This is a genomic window from Actinomadura terrae (assembly GCF_022751215.1).
In the GTDB taxonomy this organism is placed as follows: domain Bacteria; phylum Actinomycetota; class Actinomycetes; order Streptosporangiales; family Streptosporangiaceae; genus Spirillospora; species Spirillospora terrae.
This window is the reverse complement of the sequence record NZ_JAICDG010000002.1, coordinates 1,585,439-1,606,880: the sequence shown is the minus strand read 5'-3', so window position 1 is coordinate 1,606,880 and position 21,442 is coordinate 1,585,439. Positions and strand designations below refer to the sequence as shown.

General features: G+C 68.8%; 23 protein-coding genes. 18 read left to right on the top strand and 5 right to left on the bottom strand.

The features are described 5' to 3' along the window. Positions 1-98 precede the first annotated feature (98 nt). From K2F47_RS17385 to K2F47_RS17345, 9 genes are all read left to right on the top strand, one after another. Complete coding sequence (locus K2F47_RS17385) at positions 99-1,181, top strand: methyltransferase (RefSeq protein WP_242904550.1); 1,083 nt, start codon at positions 99-101, stop codon at positions 1,179-1,181. Between the two features lie 72 nt (positions 1,182-1,253). Beyond that, positions 1,254-2,294 carry a methyltransferase gene (locus tag K2F47_RS17380; RefSeq protein ID WP_242904548.1) on the top strand — a complete coding sequence of 347 codons (1,041 nt, stop codon included), beginning with the start codon at positions 1,254-1,256 and terminating at the stop codon, positions 2,292-2,294. A 69-nt stretch (positions 2,295-2,363) separates the two neighbouring features. Beyond that, on the top strand, positions 2,364-2,624 hold the full coding sequence (locus K2F47_RS17375; protein WP_242904546.1) for an acyl carrier protein: 261 nt from the start codon (positions 2,364-2,366) through the stop codon (positions 2,622-2,624). A 40-nt stretch (positions 2,625-2,664) separates the two neighbouring features. Then, the gene (locus K2F47_RS17370) at positions 2,665-3,618 is read left to right on the top strand and encodes an aromatase/cyclase (RefSeq protein WP_242904544.1); all 954 of its coding nucleotides are present in this window, start codon (positions 2,665-2,667) and stop codon (positions 3,616-3,618) included. Further along, the gene (locus K2F47_RS17365; protein ID WP_242904542.1) at positions 3,615-4,541 is read left to right on the top strand and encodes an MBL fold metallo-hydrolase; all 927 of its coding nucleotides are present in this window, start codon (positions 3,615-3,617) and stop codon (positions 4,539-4,541) included. The genes K2F47_RS17370 and K2F47_RS17365 overlap by 4 nt, the downstream gene beginning before the upstream one ends. A gap of 46 nt (positions 4,542-4,587) precedes the next feature. After that, positions 4,588-5,070, top strand: a complete 483-nt coding sequence (locus K2F47_RS17360; RefSeq protein WP_242904540.1) for a hypothetical protein — start codon at positions 4,588-4,590, stop codon at positions 5,068-5,070. 11 nt (positions 5,071-5,081) lie between these two features. Further along, a complete protein-coding gene (locus tag K2F47_RS17355; RefSeq protein ID WP_242904538.1) occupies positions 5,082-5,549 on the top strand; it encodes a nuclear transport factor 2 family protein in 468 nt (155 codons plus the stop codon). Further along, entirely contained in the window at positions 5,549-6,943 is a 1,395-nt protein-coding gene (locus K2F47_RS17350; RefSeq protein ID WP_242904536.1) for an FAD-binding oxidoreductase, read from the top strand. Before K2F47_RS17355 ends, K2F47_RS17350 begins: the two co-directional genes overlap by 1 nt. Before the next feature lie 347 nt (positions 6,944-7,290). Further along, a complete protein-coding gene (locus K2F47_RS17345; RefSeq protein ID WP_242904535.1) occupies positions 7,291-8,097 on the top strand; it encodes an AfsR/SARP family transcriptional regulator in 807 nt (268 codons plus the stop codon). Positions 8,098-8,542: 445 nt separating this feature from the next. Here the strand turns inward: K2F47_RS17345 and fabG are convergent, their stop codons facing one another. Further along, on the bottom strand, positions 8,543-9,328 hold the full coding sequence (gene fabG, locus K2F47_RS17340; RefSeq protein WP_242904533.1) for a 3-oxoacyl-ACP reductase FabG: 786 nt from the start codon (positions 9,326-9,328) through the stop codon (positions 8,543-8,545). Positions 9,329-9,529: 201 nt separating this feature from the next. On the opposite strand from fabG, the gene K2F47_RS17335 reads away from it, so the two are divergent. The 4 genes from K2F47_RS17335 (at position 9,530) to K2F47_RS17320 (ending at position 13,668) form a co-directional block, all read left to right on the top strand. Next, the gene (locus tag K2F47_RS17335) at positions 9,530-10,558 is read left to right on the top strand and encodes a methyltransferase (protein WP_242904531.1); all 1,029 of its coding nucleotides are present in this window, start codon (positions 9,530-9,532) and stop codon (positions 10,556-10,558) included. A gap of 77 nt (positions 10,559-10,635) precedes the next feature. Next, on the top strand, positions 10,636-11,490 hold the full coding sequence (gene vph / locus K2F47_RS17330) for a viomycin phosphotransferase (RefSeq protein ID WP_242904529.1): 855 nt from the start codon (positions 10,636-10,638) through the stop codon (positions 11,488-11,490). Between the two features lie 201 nt (positions 11,491-11,691). Next, positions 11,692-12,870 (top strand): hypothetical protein, encoded by a 1,179-nt coding sequence (locus tag K2F47_RS17325; protein ID WP_242904522.1) that lies wholly within the window; start codon positions 11,692-11,694, stop codon positions 12,868-12,870. Between the two features lie 39 nt (positions 12,871-12,909). After that, entirely contained in the window at positions 12,910-13,668 is a 759-nt protein-coding gene (locus K2F47_RS17320) for a hypothetical protein (RefSeq protein ID WP_242904520.1), read from the top strand. A gap of 53 nt (positions 13,669-13,721) precedes the next feature. On the opposite strand, the gene K2F47_RS17315 is transcribed toward K2F47_RS17320, so the two are convergent. Continuing rightward, entirely contained in the window at positions 13,722-14,075 is a 354-nt protein-coding gene (locus tag K2F47_RS17315; protein WP_242904518.1) for a nuclear transport factor 2 family protein, read from the bottom strand. Continuing rightward, the gene (locus K2F47_RS17310) at positions 14,072-15,532 is read right to left on the bottom strand and encodes an MFS transporter (protein ID WP_372490858.1); all 1,461 of its coding nucleotides are present in this window, start codon (positions 15,530-15,532) and stop codon (positions 14,072-14,074) included. The genes K2F47_RS17315 and K2F47_RS17310 overlap by 4 nt, the downstream gene beginning before the upstream one ends. Before the next feature lie 80 nt (positions 15,533-15,612). On the opposite strand from K2F47_RS17310, the gene K2F47_RS17305 reads away from it, so the two are divergent. Continuing rightward, on the top strand, positions 15,613-16,329 hold the full coding sequence (locus K2F47_RS17305; RefSeq protein WP_242904509.1) for a TetR/AcrR family transcriptional regulator: 717 nt from the start codon (positions 15,613-15,615) through the stop codon (positions 16,327-16,329). Positions 16,330-16,341: 12 nt separating this feature from the next. Here the strand turns inward: K2F47_RS17305 and K2F47_RS17300 are convergent, their stop codons facing one another. Beyond that, positions 16,342-16,788 (bottom strand): hypothetical protein, encoded by a 447-nt coding sequence (locus tag K2F47_RS17300; RefSeq protein ID WP_242904507.1) that lies wholly within the window; start codon positions 16,786-16,788, stop codon positions 16,342-16,344. Between the two features lie 272 nt (positions 16,789-17,060). On the opposite strand from K2F47_RS17300, the gene K2F47_RS17295 reads away from it, so the two are divergent. After that, positions 17,061-18,596 carry a prenyltransferase/squalene oxidase repeat-containing protein gene (locus tag K2F47_RS17295; protein ID WP_242904505.1) on the top strand — a complete coding sequence of 512 codons (1,536 nt, stop codon included), beginning with the start codon at positions 17,061-17,063 and terminating at the stop codon, positions 18,594-18,596. A gap of 24 nt (positions 18,597-18,620) precedes the next feature. On the opposite strand, the gene K2F47_RS17290 is transcribed toward K2F47_RS17295, so the two are convergent. Further along, positions 18,621-19,133, bottom strand: a complete 513-nt coding sequence (locus K2F47_RS17290) for an NUDIX domain-containing protein (protein WP_242904503.1) — start codon at positions 19,131-19,133, stop codon at positions 18,621-18,623. Between the two features lie 166 nt (positions 19,134-19,299). Between K2F47_RS17290 and amcB the strand changes: the two genes are divergently transcribed. The 3 genes from amcB (at position 19,300) to K2F47_RS17275 (ending at position 21,387) form a co-directional block, all read left to right on the top strand. Next, a complete protein-coding gene (gene amcB / locus K2F47_RS17285; protein WP_242904501.1) occupies positions 19,300-20,505 on the top strand; it encodes a cyclophane-forming radical SAM peptide maturase AmcB in 1,206 nt (401 codons plus the stop codon). Between the two features lie 5 nt (positions 20,506-20,510). Continuing rightward, on the top strand, positions 20,511-20,648 hold the full coding sequence (locus tag K2F47_RS17280) for a hypothetical protein (RefSeq protein WP_242904480.1): 138 nt from the start codon (positions 20,511-20,513) through the stop codon (positions 20,646-20,648). 76 nt (positions 20,649-20,724) lie between these two features. Continuing rightward, positions 20,725-21,387: a pentapeptide repeat-containing protein gene (locus K2F47_RS17275; RefSeq protein WP_242904478.1), complete on the top strand. Its 663-nt coding sequence runs from the start codon at positions 20,725-20,727 to the stop codon at positions 21,385-21,387. Positions 21,388-21,442: the final 55 nt, after the last annotated feature.

Sequence of the window (21,442 nt, the reverse complement as noted above, 5' to 3'; positions counted from 1 at the left end):
TCGCCCGACCGGCGGATCGCCCGATCGCCTCCACGGCGGAGCGGCGAACCGGCGGATCGGGACCGGCAACACCAAGACCACAGAAGCGGAGAACCATCATGACCGAACAGGCCACGCGTGCCGCCGCGAACGGTGCCGGAACGGCGCCGACGATGAGCAACGCGGCGGAACTGCACAGCGACTCACTGTTCAGCCAAATGCTGTGGTTGATCAGCGGAATGCCGCTCGCGTGCATGCTCCAGGCGATCGCGGAACTCGGCATCGCCGACGAACTGGAGGACGGCCCGCTCTCGGTGGAGGAGTTGGCGAAGCGCACCGACAGCAACCCCGACGCCCTCTACCGGATCCTGCGGGGAGTGGCGACCACGGGCGTCTTCACCGAGGTCGCGCACCGCACCTTCGGCCAGACCCAGCTCGGCCGGCTCCTCCGGTCCGACCAGCCGAACTCGCTGCGGGACGCGTTCCGGATGCACGCGCAGAAGGAGATGCGCGACACCTTCACCGCGGTCCGGCACACGCTGCGCACCGGGGAGCCGGCGTTCGACCACGTGAACGGCGCGCCGATGTTCCAGTACTTCGCGCGCGACCCCGAGAAGAAGCCGCTTTTCGACTCCTTCACCGGTGGCGCCGCCCGGCGTATCCAGAACGCCGCCCTGGAGACCTACGACCTGTCCGGGGTGCGGACGCTCGTCGACATCGGCGAGATGAACGGGAGCCTGCTCGCGGGCCTTCTGCGCCGGTACCCGGAACTGCACGGCGTCTATGTCGACCTGCCTTTCATGGCGCCGGTCGCGGAGAAGATCCTGGGGGGCGCGGGCGTCGCCGACCGGGCCGAGATCATCGCCGCCAACTACCTGGAGTCGGTGCCGCCGGAGGCCGACGCCTATCTGCTTCCGCAGGTGCTGCACCGGATCAGCGACGACGAAGGGCTCGCCCTTCTGAAGAACATCCGCCAGGCGATGGCGCCGACCAGCAAGGTCGTCGTCATCGACCCCGTCCTGCCCGAGGGTGATTCGCCGCATCTGGCGAAGGTCCTGGACGCCACCATGCTCCTGATGGGGCCCATCAAGGACCGCACCGAGGCGGAATTCGTCGAGCTCTTCAAGGAGGCGGGCCTGCGGCTGGACAGCATCTCCGGCCGGGCGCTCCCGTCGAGCGTGGTCATCGCACTGCCCGCCTGATTCACGGCGATCGCCTGATTCACGGCGACCGACTGATCCACGGCGCCCACCCGATTCGAGGAAGGACCGGAGATGCCCGAGAAAACTGTGAGCACCACGAGCGAAGACACCGAGGCGCTGCGCCGCGCGATGTGGGACTTCCACAGCGGTCTGCGGATGGGATTCATGCTGTCGGCCGTCGCGGAGATCGGCGTCGCCGACCACCTCGCGGACGGCCCGCTGTCGGCGGACGAGCTGGCCGAGCGCACCGGGAGCCACGCGGACTCCCTGTACCGGGTGCTCAGGGCCATGGCCAGCAAGGGCGTCTTCACGGAGGTGTCCCGCCGCACCTTCGCGCTGACCCCGCTGGCGGACATCCTGCGGGCGGACTCGCCCGGCTCGATGCGCGACGTCTTCCGGCTCCAGGGCAAGGAGTTCATGCGGAACTCCTACGCCGAGATCGGTTACTGCATTCGCACCGGCCGGCCCGCCTTCGACTATGTGAACGGCGAGGAGATGTTCGCCTACCTCGCCCAGCACCCGGAGATGAACAAGCTCTTCAGCGGCGCGATGGGAAACGCGGCCGGGGACACGCAGCAGGCCGCCATCGAGGCCTATGACCTCACCGGTGTGCGCAAGCTGGTCGACGTCGGCGGGGCGCACGGGCACCTGATGGCCGCCATTTTGAGCAAGTACCCGGAAATGCGGGGCGTGGTCTTCGACCAGCCGCATGTCGTCCCGGGGGCGGAGCAGGTGCTGACCGAGGCGGGCGTGTTCGACCGGGCCGAGCTGGTCGGCGGCAGCTATCTGCGGGAGGTGCCGGCGGGCGGCGACGTCTACACCATCTCCCACGTCCTGCACCAGTTGAGCGACAGCGACGCGATCACCATTCTGACGAACGTCCGGAAGGCGATGGCTCCGGGCGCGCGGGTGCTGATCATCGACCCGCTCATTCCCGAGGGCGACGCTCCGCACCCCGGGAAGTTCATGGATATCACGATGATGGCGCTGAGCGAGGGCCGGGACCGTACCGAATTCGAGTTCGTCGAGGTCTTCGAGAAGGCCGGGCTGCGGCTCGCCGAGACCGTCGGGCTGGCGTCGCCGTCTAGCGTCGTCGTCGCGGTCGCGGCTTAGGCCACCGCCTGAGCCGCGCCCGAGTGCCCGCTCGACCAGGGCCGAAGCGAAGGGAAGCACGGGGAGATCATGGCTGACCAGATGAACTACGACGATCTGCGCTCGATTCTCATCGATGCCGCCGGAGCGGTCGAGGGGGTGGAGCTGGACCAGGAAATGATCGACGCCGACCTCTACGACCTCGGCTACGACTCGCTCGCGCTCATGGAAGTGGCCGCGCGCATTCAGCAGAGGTTCTCGGTGGACATCCCCGACGAGGAGGTGACCGACCTACGGACCTTCCGTCTCATCCTCGGCCGGGTGAACTCCTCGATCGAGGCGACCACCTGACGGAACCATTCGACCGCGACCACAAGAGGGCGAGTGCGAAATGACCGCTGCGGAGATTAACGCGCACCATGAGACCGAGGTGGCGGCACCGCCGTCGACGGTGTATGAGCTGATCACGAATGTCGCTTTGTGGCCCGTGATCTTCCGGCCCACCGTCCATACGCGGGTGCTGGAACGCTCGGCGAAGGGCGACCGGTTCGAGATCTGGGCGACCGTTTCGAGCGGCGATGTGAACACCTGGCGCTCCCGCCGCGAGTTCGACGCGGACGCGCGGCGCGTGACGTTCAGGCAGGACCACGACAATCCGCTGTTCGGCCTCATGGGCGGCGGCTGGACCTGCGCGCCGCTGGACGGCGACCGGACGCGGGTGATCCTCGAACACCGCTTCAACCCGCCGCCGGACCAGGCCGACGCCCGGGACAGGATCGCCCGGGAGCTGGACCACAACGGCGCCGCCGAGCTGGAGGCGCTGCGGACCGTCTCGACGCTGCCCGGCGGCATCGAGCCCTGGCTGCTCACCTTCACCGAGACGATCGAGCTCGCGGGCTCGGCGAAGGCCGCGCGGGAGTTCGTCTGGGACGCGGGACGCTGGCCGGAGCGGCTCCCCCACGTCAATGACCTGGAGCTGGCGGAGCAGCCCGGCGGCGTCCAGGACATGACGATGGGGACGCGCGCGCCCGACGGCTCGGTGCACACCACCCGGTCGATCCGGGTGATGCTGTCGGACGGCTCGATCGTCTACAAGCAGACCAAACCACCGAGGGTGCTGCTCGGGCACAGCGGCCGGTGGGAGTTCCACTCCGACACATCGGGCGCCGCGGTCCGCTCCACGCACACCTTCCTGCTCGACCCCGCCGGGGTCGCCGAGGTGTACGGGCCGGACGTCCCGGCGCGGGAGGCGGCGAGCCGCGTGCGCGCCGCGCTGTCGGCCAACAGCCGGGTCACGATGGAGCACGCGTCGCTGTACTCCGCGTCGATCGGGGCGGCGCGATGAACACGGCGGTCCGGGCGCCGCTCGGCCGGCTCCACGAGGTGGCGGACGGCGTGCACGCCTTCCTCCAGCCGCCGGGCACCTGGTGCCTCAACAACGCCGGGGTGATCGCCGGGCCGGACGGGCTGCTCCTGATCGACACGGCCGCGACCCGGGCGCGCGCCGAGGCGCTGCGGGAGCAGGCCGAGGGGCTCGGGCGCGGGCCCGTGCGGTCGGTGGTGAACACCCACAGCCATGGCGACCACGTCTTCGGGAACTGCGTCTTCGCGCCGTCCGCCACGATCATCGCGCACGAGGCGCTCGGGCCGGAGGTCGAGAAGATCGGCATGGGCCTGACGAAGATCTGGCCGGACGTCGAGTGGGGCGAGCTGTCCCTCGCGACGCCGACGATCACGTTCGCGCGGAGCATGTCGTTGCAGGTCGGGGCCCGGACGGTCGAGCTGCACCACCTCGGCCCGGCGCACAGCACCAACGACACGGTCGTCTGGGTGCCGGACGCGCGGGTGCTGTTCGTCGGCGACGTGGCGCTGCCCGGCTGCACCCCGTTCTGCATGATGGGCTCGATCCGCGGCTCCCTCCTCACGCTCGACCGGCTCCGCGGCTTCGGGGCCGAGACGGTGGTCGGCGGGCACGGCCGGATCGGCGGCCCCGAGGTGTTCGACCAGACCGAGCGCTATCTGCGGCGGATCCTCGCCATCGCGGAGCAGGGCGTCGCCGCGGGGATCACCCCGCTCCAGGCCGCCCGCGACTACGGGCCCGGCGAATTCAGCGACTGGCTGGACTCCGAGCGGCTCGCCGCGAACCTGCACCGCGCCTTTCTCGAGGTCGCGCGGCCGGATCTGCCGCTCGGCGTCGAGGTCGACCCGGTGGCGGTCTTCAACGAGGTGATCGAGTACCACGGGGGCCTGCCGGCATGCCTGGCCTGAACGAGCGCGCCGATTTTGGAACGGGAGATTCGAGGAGGACCGAACAATGACAGAGGCCGGCTCCCACCAGGGAAACGGCGTTTCCCTGGACACCTACTACGAACTGAGGAGGTTCTACCTGGACCAGCTGGACGCCCGCGACCGCGGCGACACCCAGGTATGGCTGGACGTCTTCGACGACGACGCGACGATCACCACGAAAGTGATCGGCGACGGCAGCACGCCCGTGCGGAAGAGCGATTTCGTCCCCGAGGTCTGGAAGCTGGACGCGTCCTTCCACGAGAAGGGGATCCAGCGGCGCCACTGCGTGCAGTCCTTCACCTTCACGACCCACGACGACCTCGTCGTGTCGCGGTTCTACGGCCTGTTCCTGGTCATCGACGCCGAGCGGGGCTCCTGCCTCCAGTCGGCGGCGATGATCTCCGACGTCCTGCGCCGGCACGGGACCACCTGGCGGGTGATGTCCCGCGAGATCGAGCGGGACGACCTCGGCCGCAACGCCGCGTCGCAGAACGTGCCCCTAGGTTGAGAGAAGGAGCCATGAGCCAGAGAGTCAAATCCGCCAACGGAACCGTTTCGCCCGAGATCTATTCTCGGATCGACCAGTTCTACGCGATGCAGATGCAGGCCTTGGACGACGGCGACATCGCCGCGTGGGTGGACACCTTCACCGACGACGGCGTTTTCGTCTCCAACGGCCTGCCCGACCCGGTCGAGGGCCGGGACGGACTCCGCACGCTCGGCAGCCAGGCCGTCGCCCGGCTCGACGAGCAGGGCGCCATCCGGCGCCATTTCGTGTTCAACGTCATCGTCGAGACCGCTCCCGACGGAACGCTGTGGACGACCTGTTACGTCCCGGTGTTCGACACCATCGACGGCGTCACGAACCTCACCACGAGCACGGTGATGCGCGACGAACTCGTCGGCTCCGGCGAGAAACTGCTCGTCCGGTACCGCACCGTCACCCGCGACGACCTCCTCGCGAAATCGAAGGCCGGGAGCGCCTGATGACGCTGCGGGGGCTGATGAAACTGATGAACGGGCTGGACGGCGTCGCGCTGGGGCCCGGCGACACCGGCTACGACGAGGCCCGCAGCGGCGTCCAGCGCAGCTACCTGCACCGCCCTTCGGTGATCGTGCGGGCCGAGGGGGTCGCCGACGTCGCGCGCGCCGTCCGGCACGCGGTGGAGCACGGCCTGGCCGTCGCGGTCCAGGCGACCGGGCACGGGCTGAACGTCCCGACCGAGGGCGGCGTGCTGATCGACACCTCGCGGATGTCGGGCGTCCGGGTGGACCCGGCGGCGCGCACCGCGTGGGCGGAGGCGGGAACGCGCTGGGAGAAGGTCATCGACGCCGCGGGCGAGCACGGGCTGGCGCCGCTCAGCGGCTCCTCCCCCGACGTCGGCGTGGTCGGCTACATCCTCAGCGGCGGGCTCGGCCTGCTCGGCCGGACGTTCGGGTACGCGGCCGACCACGTCCGGCGGATCGACGTGGTCACCGCCGACGGCGAGCCGAGAACGGTGACGCCCGGCGACGAGCTGTTCTGGGCGCTGCGGGGCGGCGGCGGGAACTTCGGAGTGGTCACCGGGATCGAGTTCGACCTGTTCCCGGTCGACCTGATCTACGGCGGCGGCCTGTACTTCGACACCGATCTGCTACCGACGGTGTTCAAGACGTACCGGGAATGGACCGAAACTGTGCCGGACACGATGGGGTCCAGCATCGGGCTCATTCCGATGCCGGACGTCCCGGCCGTGCCGGCGCCGCTGCGGGGACGGCATCTCGCGCATGTGCGGATCGCCTACGTCGGCACCGTGCAGAACGGAGAACGGCTGGTCAAGCCGCTGCGCGCGCTCGGTCCGCGCATCGTGGACACCCTCGGGGAAATGCCGTTCACGGCCTCGGGGACCATTCACAACGAGCCGAAACAGCCGCGCAACTTCCTCTGCTCCAACGCGATGCTGAGCGAGTTCGACGCGTCGGCCCCGGACGCCCTTCTCGATCTCGTCGGCCCGGGCGCCGGGGTCTTCGGGGTCGTGCAGGTCAACCATCTGGGCGGGGCTCTCACCGGTCTGCCCGAGGTGGCGAACGCGGTGGGGCATCGGGACGCCTCACACGTGTTGCGCCTGGTCACGCTTCCGCAGGGGCCCGCGCGCGACGCGGCGCACGAGACGGCCGACCGCGTGATGGGCGCGGTGAAGCCGTGGACGGTCGGCCGCGCGCCGGGGTTCGTCCAGGGCGACCAGGGCGCGGGCGAGCTGGCGCGGGAATGCTACGAGCCCGACACCTTCGAGCGACTCGCGTCCCTCAAGGCGGCTCACGACGCACGCAACACGTTCAGTTGCAACGTCAACATTCATCCCGCCGATACCACAAGTCCCAGGGATGCTCATGTAACATGAATTATCGGCATTAGTTTGCCGAGGCCAGGACGCACTTAGGGGGGAGTTCAGTGAGGAGACGACGTTGTTGACGGCCATCGCCGGCGCGCTCAACGTGCCACACTGACATCGTTTGGCAGAAATGGCCGTACCTGGCCACCGGTCGCGGATTGAGGGCACCCCTGCCTGTACTCAATAGCGCGGCGTATATCACTACGAACACGGTGTGATGTTCGTGGCCGGGAATGAGTCTTTCGCAATGTGGTGGCACCCCCGTTCTTCGTTCCATGGGTCGAGGAGGATCGCGCTCTACGATACGCGCCTCCTGCCGCAAGGGTTCGATTCGCGCACGAGATCTGGAGCCACGGATGGACGTTCGAATTCTGGGACCACTTACGGTATCGCATAATAATCGCGATGCCACACCGTCGGCGCGCAAGCCACGGCAACTGCTCTCGCTCCTGCTGCTGAACGAGGGCGACGTCGTGTCGACGAATTCGCTGATCAGCGAGATCTGGGACACGCAGCCGCCCAAGAGTGTGCAGACCACATTGCAGACCTATGTGGTGCAGGTGCGCAAGCACCTCGCGAAGGCACTCCAGATTCCCGCGGCCGAGGTCGCCGGCAACGTGCTGCTGACCCGGAACGGCGGGTACATGCTCATGCTCCGGGACGCCGACGTGGACCTGTACGAATACAGGTCGCTGGAGCAGGCGGGGATGGCGGCGTTCGAGGCGCGCGACCACGAGAGCGCGGTGCGCATCTTCGACAAGGCGTTGGCGCTGTGGCGCGGAAGGGCGCTCGCCGACGTCGAACTCGGGCGCGTTCTGGAGCCCGAGGTCGCGAGGCTCGAGCAGTCGCGCCTGACGGTCGTGGAATGTCGCCTCGAAACCGAGCTGCGGCGCGGGCGACACCGCCAGTCGCTCAGCGAACTGGCGTCGCTGACCGCGCGCTACGACGACAACGAGAATCTGCACGCGCTGTACATGCTCGCGCTCTACCGGGCGGGCCGGCGGAGTAAGGCACTGGAGCGGTACCGGAGCCTCCGCAAATGGATGAGGGACGAACTCGGACTCGAGCCGTCACCGCGTCTGCAACGACTCCACCACGCTCTTCTCGACGGCGCTCCCGCCCTCGACGGTGCCCCCGCCCTGGACGAACTGAGCGCCGGATGACCCGGCGTCGGAACCGTCCTCGGACGGGAACTGGCGCATGGATCGGGGGGGTGCGGACAAGACCATCGCCTGTGCGTTCTGAATACCGGGCCGAATGCCTCGGAGTTCCGGAGGGGGTGACCGCCAGCATGCTTTTTTACCAGCGTGTCGCCGTCGCCCGGCCTGCCCTGTTAGCGGGCGGGCGAATCGCTCCCGACCGGCGAATTCCGGCAAGCGGATCTGGTTCCTGAACGACGGCCCGTGCTCCCATCGATCCGACGGGGAACACGGATCTCGACGAGCGGATCGTCACCAGCGGGCCTGGTCCTCACCGGCGGGTGGTGTGCTCCCACCGGCGAGGTCCAGGCACGACGGTCGGCCAGGCACGACGGTCGGCCACTCGGGCCGGCCCGGCCTCGCGGACCCGGCCCAGCCCGGCCTGGCGGACCCGGTCCAGGAGGCCGGCCTAGTAATTGCCGAGCCCTCCGCAGACGTTCATCGCCTGGGCCGTGACGACGGCCGCGTCGTCGCCGGCCAGATAGTCGACCATCGCGGCGACCTCCTCCGGCTCGCCGTAGCGCCCCATGGGGATCTTCGTGTTGAACTTGTCGAGCACCGCGTCCTCGGAGATGTCCCAGATGTTGGAGTAGACCTCCCGCACCCGCTGGGCCATCGGGGTCTCGACATAGCCGGGGCAGACGGCGTTGACGGTGACGCCCGTCCGCGCGAGCTCCAGGCCGAGCGCCTTGGTGAAGCCGACGACGCCGTGCTTGGACGCCGAATAGGGCGCGCCGAAAACAACGCCCTGCTTTCCGCCGGTCGAGGCGATGTTGATGATCCGGCCGCGTCCGAGTTCGAGCATTCCGCCGTCCGAAAGGACGCGCTTGGTCACCAGGAAGACGCTGTTGAGATTGACGTTGATCACGTCGAACCACAGCTCGTCCGGGACCTTCGCCGTCGGGCCGCCGCCGCTGCGGCCGGCGTTGTTCACCAGCACGGAGATGGGCCCGAAGGTGTCCTTCGCGGCCTTGACCAGCTGCTCGATCTGTGCGACGTCGGTCACGTCGCACGCGATGCCGTCGGCCTCGTATCCGTCGCCGCGCAGCTTCTCCACCGTTTCCTTCACCGCGGCGGCGTCCCGGCTACAGATGAACACCCGGTGCCCGGCGCGGGCGAGCCGATTGGCGATGGCCAGCCCGATCCCACTCGTGGCGCCTGTTACCAGAGCGACCCTTCCGAGTTCCTTTGCCATGTGCTCTCCTGGGTGGTCGTGTTGGGTTCTGTGCCCCATCGTCCTATGCCCGCCTCGAATTGGCGCTGAGGACACCTTGAGTGATCAAGTGTGTCGATCTCCGTTCCATTCATAGATTTCTCGACCGCTCCTTGAGGGGTGCCCCTCTACCGTGAAGCCTGCGGAGGCCAGAAAAACGAAGATTGTCGAATGGAGAGAGCGATGACGATCCAGGAGAAGGACATCGCCGATCACGGTGCGGTCATCGGCGTGCGGGAGCTCGCGCTCAACGCCGCGGGCGCCGCGGCGCTCCGGGCCGCCGTACGCATCGGCGTCGCCGAGGTGCTGGAGGACGACCCCAGGTCGCCCGCGGATCTGGCCAAGGCGCTCAACGTCAACGCCGAAATGCTGGCGCGGCTGCTGCGCGCGCTCACGCAGCACGGCGTTTTCGTCGAGACCGCGCAGGGATACGCGCACACCTCGACGTCGCGGCTGCTGAGGGAGAACGACCCCAACAGCCTCAAGCACTATGTCCTGTGGGTCACCGAGCCGTGGACCTGGGAACTGTGGCCGCACCTTGAGGAGGCCGTCCGCAATGGCCGCGGCGGTTTCGAGGAGAAGTACGGGACGGACTTCTTCTCTTACCTGCACGCCATGTGGCCGGAATCGGCGGAGGTGTTCAACAAGGCGCAGACCGAGCTGAGCAGGCTCGCCAACAACGCGGTCGCCGCCGCGCTCGACCTGCGCGGTGTCGGCACGCTGGTCGACATCGCCGGCGGCCACGGCTACACGCTGACGTCCCTGCTGGCGAAGAACCGGGATCTGAACGGCATCCTGTTCGATCTGCCGCCCGTCGTCGCCGACGCCGACCCGCGGCTGCGCGAGGGCGGCGAGTTCGCGTCCCGCGCCCGTATCGTCGGCGGCGACTGCCTTCAGGAGATCCCCGTCGAGGCCGATGTCTACCTGTTCAAGAACATTCTCGAATGGGCGGACGAGAAGTCGGTGAAGGCTCTGCGGAACGCCGCCAAGGCGGGCCGCAAGGACAGCCGCATCTTCATCATCACCAACATGATCGACGGCAGCCCGGAGATCAAGTTCACCACCGGAACCGACCTGCTGTTCCTGCTGAACTCCAACGGCCGCAAGCACACGACGGAGACCATCACCGCCGTGGTGCGCAACGCGGACCTGCGCGTCGTCAACATGCAGCCCGTGAACTCCTACCTGCACCTGGTGGAAGCGTCGATCTAGCGCGCCCCGGGGAGGGCGGCGGCCACGGGCCGAAGCCCTCCCCTCCACCGGCCGTGTTCAGGGCTAGGTTCACTCTCGTGAACATCACCACGACGCACCGCGCCCTGCTGAACCGGCTGCTGCCCGACGATCGACCGGACGACCTTCCGGTGCGTCAGGGGCAGTTCCACATCGTGGTCATGGGCTCGGACCGCGTCGTGTGCCTCCCCCGCACCCCGGCGGCGGCGGCCCGGCTGCCCGAGCGGGCGGCCACGCTGAACGCCCTCGCGCGTCTCGACCTCGGCTTCCGCACACCTGAGCCACTGCTTGAGAGCGGTACCGGCGAGACGCCGTTCCTCGTCCTCAGCCGAATTCCCGGGGAAACGCTGGACGACGCCGCGCTCGACAATGCCCAGGTGGCCGAGAGCGTGGCGGCGCAGTACGCGACGCTGCTGTCCACTCTGGCCCGTGCCGGTGCCGACGAGGCGGCGCGGGCGGTTCTCCCGCAGGCGGCGGAGGACCGGTGGCGACGGTTCGCGGACGGCGTGCGCGCGGAACTGTTCCCGCTCATGTCCGCGAGCGGGCGCCTCCGCGCCGAACGGGAACTCGCGGCACTCGACGGCCTCCCCCACATCACCCGAGCGGTGGTGCACGGCGATCTCGGCGCCGAGAACGTCCTGTGGGAGTGGACGCGGGGTCTGCCGCGCCTTTCCGGCGTACTCGACTGGGACGAGGTCGCGCTCGGCGATCCGGCCGAGGACCTCGCGGCCATCGGCGCCGGCCACGGCCGCGAACATCTGGCACGGGTGCTCGCCCTGGGCAACTGGACAAACGACGGCCTGCCCGACCGCATCGCGACGATCCGCAATACATTCGCCTTGCAGCAAGCCTTTTACGCAATCCGCGACGGTGACGAAGAAGAACTCGCGGACGGCTTGACCGGCTACCGCTGAGACGCACCGGCTTCTTGTGATCTAGTCGAGATCAGCTGTTTGTCAAGATGCTGAACATATTGCCGGATCGCCCCTTTATGGGCTCTTTGAGGTTCTTGGCGTGCTTTGCTGACTTCGATTGGATCAAGGGGTGATCTTCGATGGGTGTCACCGGCGGCGGGTTTCAGGGACGCCGGTCCTCCTAGCCAAGGAGTGGTGACCATGACCATGCTGACCTACACCCTGCTCAGCGACCCGGCGCCGTTGGCGGCCTCGACGGCCGGGCAGGCCCGCAGTACGGGAACGGTGTATCTGATGGTCACCAACACCGGGCCGACCGCGGCGCACTGGTCCGGGAACGAGGTGACGCTGCCCGTCGGCGAGGGCACCGACGGACTCACCCCCGACCTTTCCACGATCAAGGCCACGGGCACGTTCCACGATGCGAAGACGGGCGGCGTGCGGAAGCTGAAGGTCCCGACCCCGGCCGCCACCGGCCCGTTCGTGGTCACCGACCCGTCCGGCGTCAAGATCCCGTTCGCCCAGGGCGACCATCTGCTGCTGAAGCTGGAGGGCGTCGCGGTCGCGGCGGCCGCCGGGCTGGCCGTGGTGCGGGTCAAGGAGCTCGCCAGCAGGACGACGAAGGCCAAGGTCAGCACCGGTTTCGCGGTGCTGCCGCTGGTCAAGACCGCCGCCAGGGCGAGCGCGGCGCCGAGCGGCTTCCGGCCCGTCCAGGCCATGGTGGACGACGGGGACCGCCTCCACCTGCGCTGGGACGGACCCGCCGACTGGGCTTACACGATCGCTCTCCCGGACGGCACCAACGCGGCCGTCCCCACCCCGGGGCCGCTTGAGTGGAAGCCCGCCCCCGGCACCGGCCCGAAACGCGACTCCACTTACACGCTCATCGCCACCGAACCGGGCACCGGACATCGGCATTACCTCACCACCACCGTCCAGGTGCGCACCCCCACCTTCGAGACCGGCGTCCACGCCCTCAAGGTCCAGGGAATCGGGAACACCGGGAGCCTCACCTTCACCAGCGTGGGAATAGACGTCTTCAGCAACACCGGCACCCGCGGAGTGGTCCAATCCTTCTCGGTCGTCGCCGAACGGGTGAACACCGACCGGGTGCAGGGAACGGGCAGCCGCGCCGGATGGATCACCTTCCCCGAAGGCGGCCTCCAGGTCTGCAACGGGAACTTCGACACTCCCCGGATCGGTGCCGTGTTCGCCGAGTCCGGCATATATCAGCGGCAATTCGTCCCGGGCGAGGAGAACCGGTGGATCAGCATGTCGGACGGCGGAGAGATATCCCTGGAACGACGGCATAAGGACGGGACGACGAGCTACGCGAGCCTGCGGGTGTCGAGCCTGGACACCCGCGCTTCCCAGTGGTGACCGAACCCATCGCGGTGATGACCAGAGAGGAACCGGCAGATGGCAGAGACGATCCAGAAGGTGACCGTCACACTCCTGACGAGCAAGAAGCAGGACGCCGCCAAGATCCTCCAGGAAACGCCCGACAGTTCGTCCCACAGCCGGATCCTGCTCGGCCTCGCCGGGCGTGAACTGCGCTGTGCCCGCGGCGACCGAGACGCGTTAGAGGCCGGCTCGACCGCGACGTTCGTCTTCGGACGCGGCGCCAACGTCAAGGCCGCCAAGGCCAGCGACCCGACGAACCAGACGATGGCGGACGTCCACGCCTACCCCGTCTACATCCGCTTCTCTCCGTTGCCCGACACGGTCGACTCCCGCGAGGACGACTGGTGCCTGGAGCATGTGAAGGTCGTCGTCGAGAGCGACAAGGGAAGGAAGGTCGAATTCGTCGGGCTGGAGGGCTCGACGCGGCTCTTCCTGGGCAGCGAGGGCGGGTACGTGCTGTACCTGCACCCCGGCGGGCGAGGCCCGACCATCGTGCGGGGCAGCGTCAGCAAGGAGGGGAAGCGGGTCGCGGGCAACGGGTTCACCGTGACCAGGGCCCATCAGGACGGCGATTTCACCATCACCTTCAGCGTCCCGTTCCCCGAGCCGCCCATCGTCACCGTCTCCATTTTCGGCCCCCAGGATCCGCGCTCCAACGCCCATGTCCGCGAGGCCACCGCCGCGCACGCCGTCATCAGCACGGGAGTGGTCGAGAAGTCCAGAACCGCCTACCGGGCCTTCCACTTCACGGCCACGGCCGTATCCGACGGCTGACGGAACCGATGTGGCGGCCGCCCGTCCCCTCGCGGGCGGCCGCCGTTCCCGTCCTATTCGAAGAAGCCGACCACCCGTCGAATGCGGTCGCCGGCGAGTTCCACGAAGTCGTAGCCGGTGGCGACGGGCTTTTCGCCGCCCGGTGCGCCCAGCTTCCAGGTGAACAATGCCGTGTCGTGGTGGACGTCGATCACGGTGCCGAGCGTGAAGACCAGGTCGCCGAACTTCTCCTGGGCCTTGGTGATCGCGGCGGACAGTTCGCCGTGGCCGCGGAGCCCGGCGTAGTCGGGGTCGCTGTAGACCGAGTCCTCGGTGAGGGCAGCTTTGAGAAGGGCGTCGCGGGCGGCGGGGTCCCGCTCGTTCCAGACGTCGATGTACTGCTGGATCAGGTCGTTGACGGTGCTCATGGGGTGACTTCCTCCAGATTCGTGGAATCGGTTCGTTCGCGCGGCGCGGTCGGCGCCGAGGAGGACTTGAGTACGAGGGCGATGAGCCCGCCAACCGCGGTGACGGCGGCAGCGACCCATCCGGCCGTGTGGAGGCCGTCCAGGAGGTGGGACTTGTCGGGACGGACGTCCAAACCGGTGGTGGCGATGGCGACGAAGACGGCCAGGCCCATGGCGCCGCCGACCTCCTTGGCAGTGCTGGCCAGACCGGAGGCGACGCCCTGCTCGTGGGGCGCGGTTCCGGTTCCGGCCGAGACGAACAGGGTGACGAAGGCGACGCCGCCGAAGGCGCCCCAGATGACGCTGCCGGGCACGAGCGTCCAGAAGCCGCCGCCCGCGGGCATCCCCGCGACCAGGATCGCGATCCCCGCCGCGGCGCCGAACATCCCGACGCTGAGCGTGGTCCGGACTCCCCAGCGGCCGATCATCGCCGGGGCGAGCCGCACGGCGGCGATCATGGCCACGATCGTGAGGGGCAGGAAGGACAGGCCCGCTTCCAGGACGCTGTAGCCGAGGACGGGTTGCAGGTAGGAGGTGAGCACGTAGTAGCCGCCGCCCAGCGTGCCCTGGAACATGGCGATCACCACCATCGTCGTGGCCAGGCTGCGGTTGCGCAGGAGCCGCAGCGGGATCAGCGGGTCGCGGGTGCGCGACTCGACGGCGAGCAGCGCGCCCAGCAGGACGGCCCCGGCGATCAGCGCACCCGCGCCGCGGACCGACGTCCACCCGTGCTCGGGCCCGCTGGCCAGGCCGAACACCAGCAGCACCGAACCGGCCGTCGCCAGTACGGCGCCCGGCACGTCGAACCCGCCGAGGCCGGACGTGCGGGCCGGGTCGGCGTCGAGCAGCCGCAGCGCGGCCACGGCGGCACCGATGGCCAGCGGGACGTTGACGAAGAAGACCCACTCCCAGCCCCAGTAGTTGGTCACGACCCCGCCGAGCAGCGACCCGGCGGCCAGGCCCGCGCTGCCCGCCATGCCCCAGGCGCCGAGCGCCCGGTTGCGTTCGGGGCCCTCGGCGAATCCCCGGTAGATCAGCGCGAGCGTCGCCGGGGTGAGCAGTGCCCCGCCCGCCCCCTGGACGGCGCGCGCGGCGATCAGCGCGCCGGAGTCCGTCGCGAGGCCGCCGGTCAGCGAGGCGACGCCGTACAGCACCAGTCCGAGCATGAACATGCGGCGCGCGCCGAGCCGGTCGACGGCCCGGCCGCCGAACAGCAGCAGCCCGCCGAGGCCGACGGCGTACGCGCTGACGACCCACTGCGCCGACGCCGCGGTGAAGCCGAGCGCGGCGGTGATGTCGGGCAGCGCCACGTAAACGATGTTGTAGTCGAGGGCGACGATGAGCTGGGTGAACGCCAACAGCGCCAGCCTGAGGCCGGTGCGGGACGGCGGTCTGGAAGCGGCCGGTTCCACGAGCATCTCCTATACAGCGTTGATTTACTACACGCCGTTCAGTTTCATCACGGCGAACAGTACTGCAACGCTGTAGAGTGTCAAGGGTGAAGGACCAGACGACGAGCCGACGCGACCGGCTGCGCGCGCAGACCAGCTCGGAGATCAAGGCGATCGCGCTCAAGCTGATGGCGGAGGGCGGCCCCGACGCGATCTCGCTGCGCGCCATCGCCCGCGAGATGGGCATGACGGCGGGCGCGATCTACAGCTACTTCGCCACCCGCGACGACCTGGTCACGACGCTGATCAGCGACGTCTACACGTCGCTCGTGGAGACCGCGGAGGCCGCGCGCGACGCCGTCCCGGCCGACGACCCGGGCGGCCGGATTCTGGCCTGGGCGCAGGCCGTCCGCGAATGGGCCTTGGCCAATCCGGAGGGGTTCCGTCTGATCTACGGTGATCCGGTGTCGGGCTACCAGGCGCCCGACGAGGGGCCCGCGCAGGAGGCCGAGCAGCGCGCCTGCACCGGCCTGACCGGGCTCGTCGTCGCGGCCTGGCCGCAGGCCGAACCCCTGCACCGGGACCTGCACCGCTACACCTGGGACGACTTCGACCCCGGCCTCGCCGCCCACGTCCAGGAGAGGTTCCCGGGCCTGCCCCCGGCCGCCGTCGCGCTCTCGCTCCGCGTGTGGGGCCGCATGCACGGCCTGATGGCTCTGGAGATCTACGGCCACCTGCGCGGCCTCACCCACGAACCCGCCGCCCTCTACCGCGACGAGATCATCGACCTCATCCGCTCCCTCGGCCTCCCGTCCCCCGCCTGACCCCCGTCGGCGTTACGCGCCGCCCCACCGCACCTGCGCGATGCTGAAGGGCTGCATGCTCTTGACACGAATCCGGTACGCGCCGATCGAGTTGCCCGGCGCGGGAAGGCCGATGGCGCCTCGCTTGCCGCACCCGGCGCTGTGCCATGGGCCGTTCGCGTCCGCCTTGGCTTGGACGCATGCCGTCTGGTTGGTGCCGCTCGGCGCGATGTCCCACGAGAAGGTGACCCTGAAGGGCCCCTTTCCGCGAGGCGTGCTCCAATCACAGCCGCTGTCCTCGGTCCAGTGGCCCGGGGTCGCGGCGACGATCCTGTTGCAGCGCGACTTCGCCTCGGCGCCGGAGGCATCGGCGAGGCCGCCGCCGCCTATCCCGGCCGTGCCGATGACGGCGCCCGCAGCCAGGACGGCCCCCCGCAGCACAGCCGAACCGCACCGCGTCGGGTTGGTGTAGATGCCCATCGTTCCTCGCCTTCGTATTGATGAAGCGATGACTGACGCGGGGCCCCAGACCCACGGCGCCCAGCGATGCGCGGCCCCGTCCCCCTGCCTCGACTCCCTCGCGCCGCGACCCTCACGATCATGACACATAGTGAAAGATCATTGACTCTAAGTGCCTATCGCTGCTCCATCACGTCCGGCACCTGACCTTGGGCGTGAATCGTTATGCTCACGGTGACCGCGTGACCTCAGCCGGACGCCGTTATCGCTGGACGCAGTGAGGGTGGTCGACGATGAAGCTGGCCGGGCTCGCTGCCTACGACGGGCGTGTCACCCGCGCGGCCCAGACGTTGCTGGTTTGCCAGGGGTTCGACGGCGGGTGGGGGCTGACGCTGTCGTCGGTGTCCTCGATCGTGAATACCAGCGAAGCGCTGGCGATCCTGCGCGCCGCGGACGTCGGCGGCGCCCCGGCTCGCGACGCGTTGGCCTACCTCGCCGAGGCGGTCGAACGACATTGCCGTCCCCGGCAGAAGGGCGGCCGCGGGGAGAACACCCGGTTCGTCTGCTTCGGGCTGACCGGGCTGCTGCGTTACCCGGAGTTCTTCACCCAGCCCGAGGTCGCCGAGACCGCGGCCTGGTGCGTGGACTGGCTCGATCGCCACCGGATCGAGCACGGCTGGCCGGAGGTCGCCGGGATCGATGACACCTCGCTTCACCAGACCGCGCTGGCGGTGCTGGCGCTGTCGCGGCTGCGCGATGCGTTGACGGCGCTGGGCCCGGGGCTGACGCTGCCCGGTGGAACCGACACCAGCATCCTGGCCGCCCGGGTCGAGCCGCTGATCGGGCACGGGCTGGCCGGGCTGCTCTACCACCGTCGCGCAGGCGGCGCCTGGGGGTGGCGGACCTATGTCGACACCGAGCCGAGCCCGAGCAAGACGGCTCTGTGTCTGATGGCCGTCGCCGCGGCGGCAGGGAGCCGACGTGGCCACCCGGCGGGCGGCCCCCGCACCTGGGACCAACCGCACGAGGTCGGTGGGGTGGATGGCAGGCCGCAGCGGCTGCGTCCGGCACAGATCGTCACTCAGGCCGGGCAGTGGCTGCTGCGCAACCATCATCGATGGGAGACCTTCGTCGAGGACGACAAGGACGTCCAGGGCACCGCCTGGGAGCACATGGCCTACGCGCTCGGCGTCCAGGGCGTGCTCCACGCCGGCGGCAACCCGCATGACCGCAGGCTGACACGAGCCTGGCGGTTGATGAACGATCTCTGGGACCCCGAGGCCGGGCTCTGGAACGAGCCCGGCGCCTCTGGGCAGCGCGCCACCGTCCGGGCGGCCTACTACACCGTCACCGCATACGAGGAGGCCCGCCTGCGGATCGGTCGGCTCAGTATGGCCGAGGCGGACGGGTCCGGCGCCGTCCGGCTGGAGGACGCGCCGCCGGACATACGCGAGATCTCGCTGATGCAGGACGGCCGCCAGATCGTGGTGAGCACCGCCGAAGCGTCGGCAACCTGCGCCGTGTCGCAGCGGCTGTTCGACCTGGCGCTAATTCTGCATCCCGCCCCCGGCGGGCTGGCAGTCCCGCAGATCGCCGCCGCATTGCATGTCGCCTCCTCATCAGTGCCCAAGTACGTTCAGCGGCTCAACAACGCGGTCGCCGACGCGTTCGGCGGAAAACCGATCAAGCTGGTGGTTCCCCGCCAGGTCATCGGCGGCCAGGTCGGCGGGAGTGGCGGCCTGGTGAGCGGCTACGCCCTGGCCGCACGAGTCGACCGCGTCCAGACCGAGGACACCTCGCAGAGCCGTACACCGGGCCCGCTCCCGTGACGCCCAGGCCGGATCGTCGCACGGTCAGGCCCGCTCGCCCTCGATCGGGTAATTGCGAAGCGCGAACCGAGCCAGAGACCTGACCTGCTCAAAGGTGGGTAGGTCGGCGAGGTCACCGAAGGTGAACCAGTCGGCGTCGGCGACCTCTTCGAGCTGGGCCCGCGGTTCCTGCTCGCCGCCGACCCGGCGGACATAGAAGAACTGGACGATCGCTGGAATGCGGAAGCCCTCGCGTTCCAGATCCACATAGAACGGGACCGGCTCGGGGGTGGCGTTGTCGTCGGGGGGATGGATCACCGGCTGGGCGGACAGGACCTCGACCAGCAGCCCGGTTTCCTCCTTGAACTCCCGGACGGCGGTCTCGGCGAACGTCTCGGCCGGTTCGATGTGCCCGCCCGGCGGCACCCACTTGCCGAACCGGTTGTGATGTACCAGCAGGACCCGGCCCCGCTCGACCAGATAGCCCGAGCAGATGAGGACGAATCCGGTGTCCTTGGTCACCTCGTCGTCCCGGATGAGGATCGAACGTCGCGCCACGTCCGCCACCATAGCCCACCGATCACGATCAACCAGGCGGATCAGGAAACCGCGCGCAGGCTGTCAGCTCCCCTATGACATGTCATCGAAAAGGCGATGACAGGTCATTTGTCATGACATCGAAATGTCAGCGGGATCCGGCCGTCCAACGGCCGATGCTGACGGCATGAACACCCGAGTTCCCTACCACGCTCACGCCGACGGCGCCCCTTCCTGGCCGTTAGGCACTCCATGCTTCGACGACCGGATCGGCCGCACCTTTCGGACCGTCGTCCTCCAGCCGACGAGCCTCTGCAACCTCGATTGCGTCTACTGCTACTTGCCCACCCGCAAGAGACGCTACGAAATGCCGCCGACCGTCGCCGAGGCGGCGGCGGCATCGATCGCCGAGCAGGCCACCGAACACGGCCACGAGCCGACCGCCGAACCGGTCGACGTGGTCTGGCACGGCGGCGAGCCCACCGCCATGCCCATCCTCCGGTTCGGCGAACGACTCCAGGTGTTCGAGGACCTGCGCCGGACCGGGCAGGTGAGACACGCGATCCAGACGAACGCGACCCTGATCGACCACGCGTGGTGCGAGCTGTTCCGCGACTACCGGTTCGAAGTCGGGGTCAGCATCGACGGCCCGGCGGCCGCGAACCTCAACCGCGCCGACTGGTCCGGCCACCCCGTCTTCGACCGGATCATGCGCGGCATCGGCATGCTGCGCCGGTACCAGATTCCATTCAGCGTGATCTGCGTCGTTTCCCCGCAGACCATCACCGCTCCCGAGGCCCTGATGACCTTCTTCGACCAACTCGGCTGCACCCAGGTCGGGTTCAACATCGAGGAATACGAGGGAGTCAACACCCGCATTCCCGTCGACATCACGGCCGCCGAGACGTTCTGGAGGAGCGTCCTCGCCCACCAGATCGGCCACCACCGAGGGACGGCCTCCCGGCTGCCCGTCCGGGAGATCGACCAGCTTGGCGCCTACCTGGCCCAAGCCCGCAACGGGCGGAAGGAGGAATGGACCAAGGCCAAACACGATCCGATCCCCACAATCGCCTGGAACGGCGACACCGTGCTGATGTCCCCGGAACTGCTCGGCATCGACGCCCCCGAGCACCACGACTTCGTCGTCGGCAACGTGCTCCACCAGTCGCTGCCCACCATGCTTCGCCGCGCGCACCAGGTCGGCTACGTCCGAGAACTTTTGCACGGCCTCGACAACTGCCAGGCCAGCTGCGCGTTCTTCGACTTCTGCCGCGGCGCACACGCCGGCAACCGGTACTACGAACACGGCACCTTCGCCGCGACCGAGACCGCCCACTGCCGCAACACCCGACAAGCCCTCGTCAACGCCTTCGCCAACACCATCAAGGAGTGACCACCATGCCCGTCCTCGAAACGCTGGAGAACACCACCGACACTACGGTGGAGGAGTTTGTCGCCGAGGTGACCGCCACCGCCCCGGCCCTGGCCACAGCCTGGGACAACCGTCCAACCTGGGACAACTGGAGCAAGCGGTAATTGATGACTACCCGGGACGTTCCGCTCACCCCACGGGTCGAGCGGGACGCGCCCGGCCGTTCGGAAGGCGCCCCGCATGGACATCCGGCAGATCCGCGAGGCGAAGATCTTGCTTCCCTCCGACGCGGAGGACCGGCTCACCCCCGCCGCCCAGCCTCCCGTCCGCGGCGACCTGACCGACCTTCGCGTCCGGAACACCGATTGGTCACGCCTGCGGGCCGCCGAACGCGACATCTCCGGTTGCAGCCTCACCAGCGTGACCTTGGCCGAAGCCCATCTCGAAGAGGCCCGCCTCACCAACACCGTCTTCGACAACTGCGACTTCGCCTCGGCGCGCTGGACCAACCTCAAGATCGACCGGTGCATGTTCCGCGGCTGCCGCATGATCGGCCTTCAAGCCGGCGACATCACCCTGGCCGACGTGATCTTCGAACGCTGCCGCCTCGACTACGCCGACCTCACCGGCCTGCACGCCACCGGTGCGGTCGCGTTCACCGACTGCGTCCTCCGTGAGACCACCATCCACGACTCCCGCCTCGACAACGCGGTCCTCGCCGACTGCCCGATGCCCGGCGCCCAGATCGCCCGCACCCGCATGCGCGGAGCCGACCTGCGCGGCAGCACGCTCACAACGCTGACCGGGATCAACTGCCTGGCCGGAAGCACCCTTGATGACACCCAGGTACCCCAGCTCACCGAAGCACTACTCACCGAGCTTGGGATACAAGTCGAGAGTTGAGCCCGGGGCGGCGTTCGCTGATCGACTGACCAGGGGAAGGGGTGAGGGCGGGGAG

Bases quoted from the DNA above. Each gene is read 5' to 3' on its own strand.
- K2F47_RS17385 (WP_242904550.1), top strand. From the start codon at position 99: ATGACCGAACAGGCCACGCGTGCCGCCGCGAACGGTGCCGGAACGGCG.
- K2F47_RS17380 (WP_242904548.1), top strand. From the start codon at position 1,254: ATGCCCGAGAAAACTGTGAGCACCACGAGCGAAGACACCGAGGCGCTG.
- K2F47_RS17375 (WP_242904546.1), top strand. From the start codon at position 2,364: ATGGCTGACCAGATGAACTACGACGATCTGCGCTCGATTCTCATCGAT.
- K2F47_RS17370 (WP_242904544.1), top strand. From the start codon at position 2,665: ATGACCGCTGCGGAGATTAACGCGCACCATGAGACCGAGGTGGCGGCA.
- K2F47_RS17365 (WP_242904542.1), top strand. From the start codon at position 3,615: ATGAACACGGCGGTCCGGGCGCCGCTCGGCCGGCTCCACGAGGTGGCG.
- K2F47_RS17360 (WP_242904540.1), top strand. From the start codon at position 4,588: ATGACAGAGGCCGGCTCCCACCAGGGAAACGGCGTTTCCCTGGACACC.
- K2F47_RS17355 (WP_242904538.1), top strand. From the start codon at position 5,082: ATGAGCCAGAGAGTCAAATCCGCCAACGGAACCGTTTCGCCCGAGATC.
- K2F47_RS17350 (WP_242904536.1), top strand. From the start codon at position 5,549: ATGACGCTGCGGGGGCTGATGAAACTGATGAACGGGCTGGACGGCGTC.
- K2F47_RS17345 (WP_242904535.1), top strand. From the start codon at position 7,291: ATGGACGTTCGAATTCTGGGACCACTTACGGTATCGCATAATAATCGC.
- fabG (WP_242904533.1), bottom strand. From the start codon at position 9,328: ATGGCAAAGGAACTCGGAAGGGTCGCTCTGGTAACAGGCGCCACGAGT.
- K2F47_RS17335 (WP_242904531.1), top strand. From the start codon at position 9,530: ATGACGATCCAGGAGAAGGACATCGCCGATCACGGTGCGGTCATCGGC.
- K2F47_RS17325 (WP_242904522.1), top strand. From the start codon at position 11,692: ATGACCATGCTGACCTACACCCTGCTCAGCGACCCGGCGCCGTTGGCG.
- K2F47_RS17320 (WP_242904520.1), top strand. From the start codon at position 12,910: ATGGCAGAGACGATCCAGAAGGTGACCGTCACACTCCTGACGAGCAAG.
- K2F47_RS17315 (WP_242904518.1), bottom strand. From the start codon at position 14,075: ATGAGCACCGTCAACGACCTGATCCAGCAGTACATCGACGTCTGGAAC.
- K2F47_RS17310 (WP_372490858.1), bottom strand. From the start codon at position 15,532: ATGCTCGTGGAACCGGCCGCTTCCAGACCGCCGTCCCGCACCGGCCTC.
- K2F47_RS17300 (WP_242904507.1), bottom strand. From the start codon at position 16,788: ATGGGCATCTACACCAACCCGACGCGGTGCGGTTCGGCTGTGCTGCGG.
- K2F47_RS17295 (WP_242904505.1), top strand. From the start codon at position 17,061: ATGAAGCTGGCCGGGCTCGCTGCCTACGACGGGCGTGTCACCCGCGCG.
- amcB (WP_242904501.1), top strand. From the start codon at position 19,300: ATGAACACCCGAGTTCCCTACCACGCTCACGCCGACGGCGCCCCTTCC.
- K2F47_RS17280 (WP_242904480.1), top strand. From the start codon at position 20,511: ATGCCCGTCCTCGAAACGCTGGAGAACACCACCGACACTACGGTGGAG.
- K2F47_RS17275 (WP_242904478.1), top strand. From the start codon at position 20,725: ATGGACATCCGGCAGATCCGCGAGGCGAAGATCTTGCTTCCCTCCGAC.